Raw genomic sequence first — 10,323 nt, forward strand, 5'->3', positions numbered from 1 at the left:
GGGCGGCCCCAGTTTCCCCCGGTAATGACGCTTCGCGTGACGAACACGTTGACCGGTGAGAAAGAGCCCTTCGAGCCGCGCGACCCCGACTCCGTGCTGCTGTACTACTGTGGGCTGACGACCTCCGACCCACCCCACCTCGGGCACGCGCGCGGCTGGGTCCACGTCGACGTGATGGCCCGCTGGCTCGACCACCTGGGCTACGACGTCCACCACGTCGAGAACTTCACCGACGTCAACGAGAAGATCGTCGCCCGCGTCGGCGAGGACGGCGACAGCGAGGAGAGCGTGGCCCGCCACTACGTCCAGCAGGTCATCGACGACATGCGGTCGCTCAACCTCGGCCGCGCGGAGGTGTATCCCCGCGTCTCCGAGCACGTCCCGGAGATCATCGACCTCGTCAAGCGACTCGTCGAGGGGGGCCACGCCTACGAACAGAACGGCTCCGTCTACTTCGACGTGACAAGCTTCGAGGACTACGGGAAACTCTCGAACCAGTCCGTCGACGACATCGAGTCCCAGGGTGAGGAGACCGAAGGCGAAAAGCGCCATCCGGCCGACTTCGCGCTCTGGAAGGCCGGCGGCGTCGACCCCGACGACATCGCCGACCACCAGCACCCCGAGGCCGCGCCGGCCGCGGAGGCCTGCCAGACGGCCCAGACCTGGGACTCCCCGTGGGGCGAGGGCCGACCGGGCTGGCACATCGAGTGCTCGGCGATGTCGATGACCCACCTCGACGAGTCCATCGACATCCACGTCGGCGGGCAGGACCTCGTCTTTCCCCACCACGAGAACGAGGTGGCCCAGAGCGAGGCCGCGACCGGAACGCAGTTCGCGAAGTACTGGCTCCACGTCCGACTGCTGGAAACCGAGGAGGAGAAGATGTCCTCCTCGCTGGGTAACTACTTCACCGTCGCCGACGCCGTCGAGGAGTTCGGCCCCGACGTGCTCCGGACCTTCCTCCTGTCGACGGCCTACACCTCGCGGGCGACCTACAGCGACGAGACCATCGCGGAGGCCGAGGAGCGCTGGGACCGCCTGTCCCGTGGCTACGAGCGGGCAGTTGAGGCCTGCGACGACGTGGACGCATACGCGAAAGTAACCGACGAGACGCTTCGTGACGCTGTCGCAGACGCCCGATCGGCGTTCGAGGCCGCGATGAACGACGACTTCAACACGCGGGAAGCGATGACCGCGCTGCTCGACCTGACGGCCGCTGTGAACTCCCACCTGGATGCCCACGAGCAACGGGACTACCAGGGGCTCCGCCGCGCCATCGAAGCCTTCGAGGAACTCGGCGGCGGCATCCTCGGGCTGGCGTTCGGCGACGACGACAGCGGCGACGTGTCGCTGGCCGGTGACGTCGTCGACCTGGTTCTGAATATCCGCGAGCAGGAACGAGAGGCCGGTAACTACGAACGCGCCGACGAACTCCGGGACGAACTGGAAGCGCTCGGCGTCGAGGTGCAGGACACTGACGACGGGCCGACCTACCGGCTCTGAAAGGGGACGATAGACCGGTTCTAGGACGTTTATCGACGGTGTTTTGTACCTTAGTTAACAGCTTGGGCGGCCAAGCACTTTATATACTGGACACAGTGTAGAAACAACAATGCGAAAGGGCATCCTCACGCTTCTCGTCGGGTTACTCGTCGCCTCGTCGGGCTGTGTCGGCCTGATAACCGGGGAGACAGTCGAGTTCGACTCCGCACCGGTGTCAGTCGGCGACAGTGCGCTCGAAGAGACCGGCTACGAGCAGTCGATGGCTGACGAACAGACTATCGAGCGGACGGTCACCGTCGCCGGGCAGGAGCGAACCATCCGCGTCACGAACCACGTCCGACAGTACGAGCGTGGCATCGACCTCGGACCGCTCGGTGAGGTCAACGCCGGCCGATTCATCGTCTTCTCGACGCCCAGCGCCAGCGTCGCGGGGAAGTCGCTGAACCCGGCCGCCAGCTGGTCCAACGAACGCCTCGTCGAGGAAGTCGCCAGCCGGAACGACCAGATAAACGATGTCCAGTTCGAACGCAACCGCTCGGTGGAGGCACTGGGCGAGTCCCGTGAGGTGGCCGTGTTCTCCGGAACGACGGCCATCGAGGGCCAGGAAGTGGATGTCCTGATTCATCTCACGAGCTTCGAACACGAGGGTGACGTGGTCGTCGCTGTCGCCGTCTACCCGGAACGGATCGACGACCGCGAAGGGCCGCGTGTCGATACGCTGCTCGGCGGCCTCTCGCACTCGGGCAACTGACTGCGGGGACACTGTTTTCTTTCGGGCCAGTGATGACGGAGGCATGAATCGGCTGTTTGTCGCCGGTGCGGTGCTCACGCTCGTCGGCATTGCTGGCTATGCTGTCGGGACGAGCGTCGCCTACCCCGGCCGGTCTGCGTCGGTGACGGCGGTCATGGTCGGGCTGACGGTGGCGGCCGTCGGCCACGCCACGCCGACGGAGGACACACCGTGATTTCCGCAGTGGTGTACGCCGACGGACAGGCAGTGGAGTACGAGGACCTGGCGGCAGCCCGAACGGCCGTCGGGACGACGTGGGTTCACGTCACCGACGCGACACCCGAAGAAATCGACGCCGTCAGTTCCGCCTTCGATCTCCACTCGCTGGCTATCGAGGACATCAAGACCGACGTCCGGGCGAACGTCCAGGAGTTCAACGCCTACACGTTCGCGCTCGTCAAGTCCGCGTCGCTCACGCCCGGCGATACGACGTTCGACAAGGAGGTGAAAACGACGCCGCTTGGCCTGTTCATCGGCCCCGACTGGGTCGTCACGCTGTCGACGGGAGCCGTCCCGTCCGTCCAGCGCGTGATGGACGCCGTCGGCCGCGGGGACGAGCGACTCCTCCACCGCGGCCCGGATTTCACGGCCTACCGGGTCATCGACGTCATCGTCGACGCGTACTTCGACCTACTGGACGAGATCGAGACCGATATCGAACAGATCGAGGAGGAAGTGACCATCTCCACCGATATCGAGACGCTCGAACGGATCAACGACGTTCGGCGCGACCTGCTGTCCTTCCGCAAACAGGTCTGGCCGGCGCGGGAAGCGATCGGCGTGCTCGCCCGTGGCGACCCCAACCAGATCCAGCCACAGACGGAGAAGTACTTCCGGGACGTGTACGACCACCTGGTCCAGATTGTCGACCTGACCGAGACGTACCGCGACCTGGTGGCGGGGGCGCGAGATATCTACCTGAACACGGTGTCCCAGTCGACCAACGAGGTAATGAAGATGCTCACCGTCGTCGCGACCATCTTCATTCCGCTGACCTTCGTGGTCGGCATCTACGGGATGAACTTCGCCGACAGCCCGTACAACATGCCGGAACTGGGCTGGGCGTTCGGCTACCCCGCGGTGATGATCGGGATGGTGATCGTCGTCGCCGTCTTGCTCGCCCATTTCCGCCAGCGGGGCTACCTATAACGCCAGCGGGACGAGCAACACCCCCATCAGAGTCGCCCGCCGAGCCCCGAACTTCGGGGGCAAGTGGCCGACTGCGGTCGCGGCCCCGAACGCACCTACGCCGACCAGCCCCGCGAAGAGCGCGGAGAGACAGATCAGGACCGCAATCACCGACAGCGAAAGGTACGCCGGGTCCAGTCGGCCGACAATCCGGAGGTAGCGGTCGCCGACGGTCGGGACGAGTATCGCGCCGGCGACGGCAGCGATGGCGACCGCGGCGAGCAGTGCCGGGAGCACCAACGGGACTTCGGCCCGGTCGAGCGCGACGAGAACGCCGGTTCGGGGCGTCCCGAGCGAAATGAGCGCGAACAGCGCAAATACCGCTGTCGCCGTGTTGACGCCGCTCGTCGTGACGATGAACGCTCGCGGTCCCTGGTCGGAGATCAGGCCCAGCGCCAGCGTCGCTGCGATAGCGCTGGAGACGCCCGGAATGTAGCCGACTACGCCCCCACAGAGTGTGCCGATACCGGCGAGAACGCCGACCGTTCGTCGCGGCGTCGTCACCGTCGCGTCGGCCTGTGGCGGGACGCCGTCCCCCTCGATAGCGGCCAGGAGCACCGGCGCGCCGAACAGTCCCGAAAACAGTGGGACCAGCACGTCCGACACAGGCAACGCTCCGGTTACCGGCGCATCGAGCAGCCCGATTCCGAGCAGTCCACTGGCGGCCAGGGAACACGCCGCGCCGACCTGCCGACGGCGGCCGCGTTCGGTGACCACGAGCAGGGCGGCGACCCCTGCAAGGAGCACCGGGAGCCAGGGCCGGACCAGCGGATACGCACGCTCCATTCCGAGGGTGAGCGGAACCGCGAGCGGGACGGCAAACACCACGGCCAGCCCGCTCCCGAGCGCAGACAGGCGAAGCGCCTCCCGACCGCGGCCCTCGATGACCAGCTGGTGGCTCGGTAGCGCACTGGCCGCCATCGCCGGGTCCGGGACGCCCAGCGCCAGCGCCGGAATCACGTCGAGAAAGGTGTGTGTCACCCCGGCCGCAAGCATCGCGACGCCGACGTAGAGCCGCGGCCCGGGCAGGCTGCTCGCCGCCGCGGCGAGCAGGAGCGCGAACGTGTTGGCGTGCAACCCCGGAACGAGCCCGCTGAGCGTTCCCAGCCCGACACCCGCGCCGACCGCGGCGAGTAGCGCGAGCGTCGTCGTCGGGTCGACGGCGGGCGTCCCCGGTAGCATACCGGGGCGTGGCCCCGTTCCCGTACTTGAATCTCCGCGACGCTCGGCCTTTCCGGCCGAATCCCCCTGAACCTGGCGAGCTTTTTGGTGTGCCGGCCATTCGTACCGGCATGAGCAACGAGTCCCGAAAGTCGGCTGGGTTCAAGGACCGAACGCCAGTGACGACGGCCAGGGAGACGCTGTTGGACGCAGTGTCCCCACACGAGCGGACGGAGCGCGTTCCGCTGCGCGACGCCGACGAGCGCGTCGTCGCGGGCGAAATCACTGCCGAGCGAGCGGTGCCCCACTACCGGCGCGCAGCGATGGACGGTTTCGCCGTGCGGGCGGAGGACACCTTTGGCGCGAGCCAGCGGTCGCCCGCATCGCTCCGGGTCGGTGAGACGGTGACCACAGAGACAGCGGCCCGCGTACACACGGGGAGCGAACTCCCCGAGGGTGCCGACGCCGTCGTGATGGTCGAGGAGACCGAGGTGACCGGCGACAGCGTCACGGTGTTCGATGCGGTCGCGGGCGGGGAGAACGTCGCCCCCATCGGCGAGGACGTGGCGGAAGGGCAGACGCTGTACGAGGACGGCCACAGGCTCCGCCCGTCGGACCTCGGACTGCTGAAATCCGTCGGGAACGACGCTGTCGAGGTGTACGAGCAGCCAACCGTCAGCGTGATTCCGACCGGGGAAGAACTGGTGCAGGACGATCCGGAGCCAGGACAGGTCATCGAGACGAACGGCCAGACCGTCACCCAGTACGTCGAACGCTGGGGCGGCACAGCGACTTACCGCGATATCGTCACCGACGACGTGGACGCGCTCCGGGCGGCCATCAGCGACGACCTCGACCACGACATCGTGGTGACGACCGGCGGGTCTTCCGTCGGCGAGCGTGACCTGCTCCCGGAGGTCGTCGACGGAATCGGCGAGGTGCTGGTCCACGGCGTCGCGCTGAAACCGGGCCACCCGGTCGCGCTGGGCGTGGTCGAGGAGACGCCGATTCTCATGCTTCCGGGGTATCCGGTTGCCTGCATCGTCAACGCCGTCCAGTTCCTCCAACCGGCGCTCCGTTGGGCCGGCCACCTCCCGACGGCTGACCCGCCGACGACCGAGGCCGAACTGATGCGGAAGATCGCCAGTGAGCCGGGGACCAGAACCTACGCGCGGGTGGAACTGCACGATGAAGGCGCGGACGAGCAAACGACCGCGACGCCGACGCGGGCCAGCGGGTCGGGCGTCCTCTCAAGCGTTGCGCTCGCCGACGGCTGGGTCGTCGTGCCGGAGTCCGTCGAGGGATACGACGCCGGCGACACCGTGACCGTCGAGGACTGGGAGTGGTCACAGTGAGCGACCGCCGCGAGTTCCGCGACCTGGCGTCGCCCGAGGAGGCCCACGAAGTCGTGGCTAGCCTCGATATCGACCCCGCCCCGGAGACGGTCCCGCTGGCTGACGCCCGGGACCGTGTTCTCGCCGAGCGAGTCGACGCCGACATCGACGTACCGGGGTTCGACCGCGCGAGCATGGACGGCTACGCCGTACACGCCAGGGACACCTTCGGCGCTGACGAAGCCGACCCGGTGACGCTGTCGGTCGCCGGCGAAGTTCACGCGGGCGAGGAGCCCGACGTGACCGTCGAACCGGGCGCTGTCGCCGAAATCTCCACTGGCGCGGTGATGCCGCCAGGTGCCGACGCCGTCGTGATGGTCGAGCGGACGACCGAGACAGACGACGGCGTCGAGATACGCACGTCCGTCGCGCCCGGTGACAACGTGATGCTCGCCGGCGCGGACATCGCGGCCGGGGCGCGCGCGCTCGGTCCCGGCACGCGCATCACGCCCAGGGAAATCGGCCTCCTGTCGGCACTGGGCGTCGACGAGGTTCCGGTGCGTGGCCGGCCCCAGGTCGGCATTCTCTCCACCGGCGACGAACTCGTCCGGCCCGGGAACCCACTCGACAGCGCCGCCGGCCAGATATACGACGTGAACAGCTACACGCTGGCCGGCGCGGTCGCGGAGGCCGGCGGCGACCCGGTGATGTACCCCCACGCCGGCGACGACTACGAAGAGATGGAGCGGCTGCTCCACGAGGCGGCCGACGAGTGCGACCTCGTCCTCTCGTCGGGGTCGACCAGCGCGAGCGCGGTCGACGTCATCTACCGCGTCATCGAGGAGCGCGGCGAACTCAGGCTTCACGGCGTCGCCGTCAAACCCGGCAAGCCGATGCTCGTCGGCACTATCGGCGACTCGGCGTACGTCGGCTTGCCCGGGTACCCGGTGTCGGCGCTGACCATCTTCCAGACGTTCGTCGCGCCGGCGGTCCGGGACGCTGCCGGACGGGACCCGCCACAGACAGCGACGGTGTCCGGAACGATGGCGGTTCAGGAACGCTACGGCGAGGGGCGCAGGCGTCTCATGCCGGCCGGACTGGTCGAAGACGAATCGGGCTCCCTGCTGGTCTACCCCGTCGACAAGGGCAGCGGCGCGACAACGAGCCTCGTCGACGCCGACGGGTTCGTGGATGTGCCGCCCGGAACGGATTATCTGGCCGAAGGCGAGGCGGTCGATGTGACGCTGTTCTCCCCGGCAGTCAGACCGCCGACGTTGCTTGGAATGGGCGAGGACGACCCGCTGCTCTCGCGGTTGCTCGACACCGTGTCCCGCCCGCGCTACCTCCCGCTCGGGACGACCGAGGGGCGCCGCCGCCTCGACAACGGCGTTCCCGACATTGCCGTCGTCGCGGGCCCGGCCGCGGACGACCACGACGCGACGGACATCGGCGGCTGGCAGCGCGAATGGGGACTGGTCGTCGCTGCTGACAGCGACGTATCGGGACTCAACGACCTTGTTGATGGGGACTACCGCTTTGTCAACCGAGACACAGCGTCCGGCCTGCGCCGGAGTTTCGACGACGCACTCGACGCGTTCGGGGACGAGCGCGGCGTCGGCCGGGCCGAGGTCGTCGACGCTATCGACGGCTACGAACTCACGACGAAGGCCCACGAAAGCCCTGCCCGGAAGGTGCTGGCAGGCGACGCAGATGCAGGGCTGGGCCTCCGTGCCACAGCAGCGAAACTCGACCTCGGGTTCGTCCCGCTGGGGACCCAGCCCGTGCGGGTCCTTGCGAACCCGGACCGCCAGGGGAAAGCCAGCGTCAGCGAGTTTGCCGAGACGCTGGACGACATTGATTCGATGGCCGACGGGATGGCCGGAATGGAGTCGTCGTAGCGGACTCCGCTCAGGGGACACACATAATCGAAAAACGACCGAATCTATGTCGAAAGCAGCGGCATAGTCTCGCTGACCACTACATCGCCCGGTTTGTGTTGCTGAGTGGGCCACGCCCAATCATGCGGTGCTTTATCACGCAACAGAGAGATGACACGTCTGTGCAAGGACTTGAGTCAGCGGTGGGGCTTCTGACCCTGATTTTACAGCTCCTTCTGTTCTTCATGCTACAGCTCGCAGTAATGTGGGGAATAACTGGCGGCATCGGGGTGGCCGGGGGCGTGCTGTCCGCTCCGATGTTATCCGTGCTCCCGGATGTCCGTCGCTTCCTCATCCTCGCTTCTGGCGGCCACCCAGACGACGAGACGCCGTCCTGGCGGGTGGTCCTTCGACCTCGGTATCTACTCCTGTCGATGGTGTTCGGTATCCTCTATGGACTAGTTGTTGTCGTGCTTCTTGTCCCGTTCATACGGTTCGGGCTGTTCCCGGGCCGTGGTGAGCTGACCCTGTCACTCGCGCTCCTGCCGGCAGTGTACGTCGTGGCGAGTACACTGTTCGCCTACGGGGTCCACCGCTTCTCGTCTGCGTGGACCGAAACAACCTCGACGCGGTCCGTCCTCATCCAGTGGGCGGTCTTTCTGGGCGTGGTCGTTACCGTCGGGACCGGTAGTGCATACGTCGCCGCGCTCGTGTAGTGGAAGCGCGACCCCGTTCCGCTGTAGCTCGGCGTGGGGTAGCTCGTGGTCAAAAGCGGCTGTCTCGCCACGTCGCACCACGTCAGAGTCGGGCAAGCGATGGAACTACTGACCGACGATAGACGTTGACGATTCACTCGGTAGCCGTGGTGTGATGGCCTCGGTAATTTTTGAGGCCACCGGGAGCAGAAACCTTTGCCATGGTGGCCTCTAAATGTCAGAGAGTGAGAGCCGACACAGCCAGCCTGCATCGTGCGACCGCTATCGCGGATGAGCTGAGGGGGAACGACGATGGCCGGTAGGGAGCATCCAAGGATAGATAGACCCAGACAACAGCGTGTCTGCTCGACCCAGATGGGAGCGGATGCGCGTCAGCAATGACAGAGCCATTGAGTACCGACGACCTCGCAGCCCCGTTCCGCTTCGCATACACTCCAGCAACGCTCCGCTATGGCCCCGACGCCACGCGGTCGTTAGGTGCGGAGTTGGACACACAGGGATTTGAGCGCGCACTGGTCGTCTGTGGCTCGACCGTCGGCGAAACGGCGGCCGTGATGGACCCCGTGCGCGATGGACTGGGTAACCGATTAGCCGGCACCTTCGCGGAAACGACACCCGCCAAACGTCTCGGCACAGCCTACGACGGGCTCGAACGCGTCCGTGAAACCGACGCCGACTGCCTCGTGGCTGTCGGGGGCGGGAGCAGTCTCGACGTTGCCAAAGTTATCAGCGTCCTCGCAGCGACGGACCGCGACCCGGCCGCTGTTGGCCGCGAGTTCGTCGACACCGGAACGGTTGCCATTCCCGACGGAGACCTGCTGCCCATCATCGCCGTTCCGACCACGCTGGCCGGCGCTGACCTCTCTATTGTGGCCGGCGTCACAGCAGACCCCGACACCTGTCCCGTCGACGAGCCAGCAAGCGGTGGCGTCAGCGACCCGAAGCTGATGCCGGCGGCTATCTGCTACGACCCCCAAATGGTCGCGACGGCACCTTGGTCGATACTCGCGGCCTCGGCGATGAACGGCTTCAACAAGGGCATCGAGACGCTGTACGCCGCCAACGCGACGCCAATCACCGACGCGACAGCGGCGCGCGGCCTTGAGCTTCTCACCGAGGGCCTGCTCGCGGTTGGCGGCGGCGACGACGACCCGTGGGTGTATCAGGCGCTCACGCAAGGTATCATGCTCGTCCAGTACGGCATCTCAAGGGCTGACGGGACGACGCTGTCGCTCCTCCACGCTTTTGGCCATGGACTGACTCGGACCTACGAGGTCCAGCAGGGCGCGGCCCACGGAGTCATCGCCCCGCACGCCCTCTCGTATCTGTTCGAGCAGACTGACGGCCGGCAGTCACTCTTGGCCGATGCGCTCGGCGTCGGCAGTGCTGCCGACCCCGCCGCTGCCGTCGTCGACCGAGTCAGTGAGGTGGTGACGACGCTGGGACTGCCGACGCGACTCCGGGATGTCGACGGCCCCGACCGTGAGGCGTTCCCCGAAGTTGCCGACGCCGTCCTCGAAGACGCCTTCATGGCGAACGTCCCGTCAGAACTGGAACCCACACGAAAAGACATCGTCAGCGTGTTAGAGTCGGCCTGGTAGTGCCTTGCTCGGAGACGGGCAAAACAGGCAAAATAGCATACCGCGCGCCATCGGCGCGCGGTTTCACTTCTCGCGACCAGCGGGAGCGAGACGGTCGTTTTTAGCGTAGATTTTTGCGAACCCGCTCCCCGCAGCGGCGCGAAGCGCCGCGAG

At 66.7% G+C, this 10,323-nt stretch carries 9 protein-coding genes; 8 read left to right on the forward strand and 1 reads right to left on the reverse strand.

What is annotated here, in order from left to right; translation table 11 throughout:
- Window positions 1-24: 24 nt before the first annotated feature.
- The 4 genes from cysS to corA all read left to right on the forward strand — a co-directional run bounded on the left by cysS (window position 25) and on the right by corA (window position 3,442).
- The gene (gene cysS, locus VI234_RS18580) at window positions 25-1,503 is read left to right on the forward strand and encodes a cysteine--tRNA ligase (RefSeq protein ID WP_336330872.1); all 1,479 of its coding nucleotides are present in this window, start codon (window positions 25-27) and stop codon (window positions 1,501-1,503) included.
- Window positions 1,504-1,612: 109 nt separating this feature from the next.
- On the forward strand, window positions 1,613-2,254 hold the full coding sequence (locus tag VI234_RS18585; RefSeq protein ID WP_336330873.1) for a DUF6517 family protein: 642 nt from the start codon (window positions 1,613-1,615) through the stop codon (window positions 2,252-2,254).
- A 43-nt stretch (window positions 2,255-2,297) separates the two neighbouring features.
- A complete protein-coding gene (locus VI234_RS18590) occupies window positions 2,298-2,468 on the forward strand; it encodes a hypothetical protein (RefSeq protein ID WP_008313304.1) in 171 nt (56 codons plus the stop codon).
- Window positions 2,465-3,442: a magnesium/cobalt transporter CorA gene (gene corA, locus VI234_RS18595; protein ID WP_151145908.1), complete on the forward strand. Its 978-nt coding sequence runs from the start codon at window positions 2,465-2,467 to the stop codon at window positions 3,440-3,442. The genes VI234_RS18590 and corA overlap by 4 nt, the downstream gene beginning before the upstream one ends.
- On the opposite strand, the gene VI234_RS18600 is transcribed toward corA, so the two are convergent.
- A complete protein-coding gene (locus VI234_RS18600; protein ID WP_336330874.1) occupies window positions 3,437-4,663 on the reverse strand; it encodes a tripartite tricarboxylate transporter permease in 1,227 nt (408 codons plus the stop codon). The genes corA and VI234_RS18600 overlap by 6 nt on opposite strands.
- A 110-nt stretch (window positions 4,664-4,773) precedes the next feature.
- Here VI234_RS18600 and VI234_RS18605 point away from each other — a divergent pair, with 110 nt between their 5' ends.
- The 4 genes from VI234_RS18605 to VI234_RS18620 all read left to right on the forward strand — a co-directional run bounded on the left by VI234_RS18605 (window position 4,774) and on the right by VI234_RS18620 (window position 10,170).
- Window positions 4,774-5,997 carry a molybdopterin molybdotransferase MoeA gene (locus tag VI234_RS18605; RefSeq protein WP_336330875.1) on the forward strand — a complete coding sequence of 408 codons (1,224 nt, stop codon included), beginning with the start codon at window positions 4,774-4,776 and terminating at the stop codon, window positions 5,995-5,997.
- Window positions 5,994-7,874, forward strand: coding sequence for a molybdopterin biosynthesis protein (locus VI234_RS18610; protein WP_336330876.1), 1,881 nt, complete (start codon window positions 5,994-5,996; stop codon window positions 7,872-7,874). Before VI234_RS18605 ends, VI234_RS18610 begins: the two co-directional genes overlap by 4 nt.
- A 242-nt stretch (window positions 7,875-8,116) precedes the next feature.
- A complete protein-coding gene (locus VI234_RS18615; protein ID WP_336330877.1) occupies window positions 8,117-8,569 on the forward strand; it encodes a hypothetical protein in 453 nt (150 codons plus the stop codon).
- A 377-nt stretch (window positions 8,570-8,946) separates the two neighbouring features.
- A complete protein-coding gene (locus tag VI234_RS18620; protein ID WP_336330878.1) occupies window positions 8,947-10,170 on the forward strand; it encodes an iron-containing alcohol dehydrogenase family protein in 1,224 nt (407 codons plus the stop codon).
- Window positions 10,171-10,323 lie beyond the last annotated feature (153 nt).

It is taken from the genome of Haloarcula sp. CGMCC 1.2071 (genome assembly GCF_037078445.1).
Taxonomy (GTDB): domain Archaea; phylum Halobacteriota; class Halobacteria; order Halobacteriales; family Haloarculaceae; genus Haloarcula; species Haloarcula amylolytica.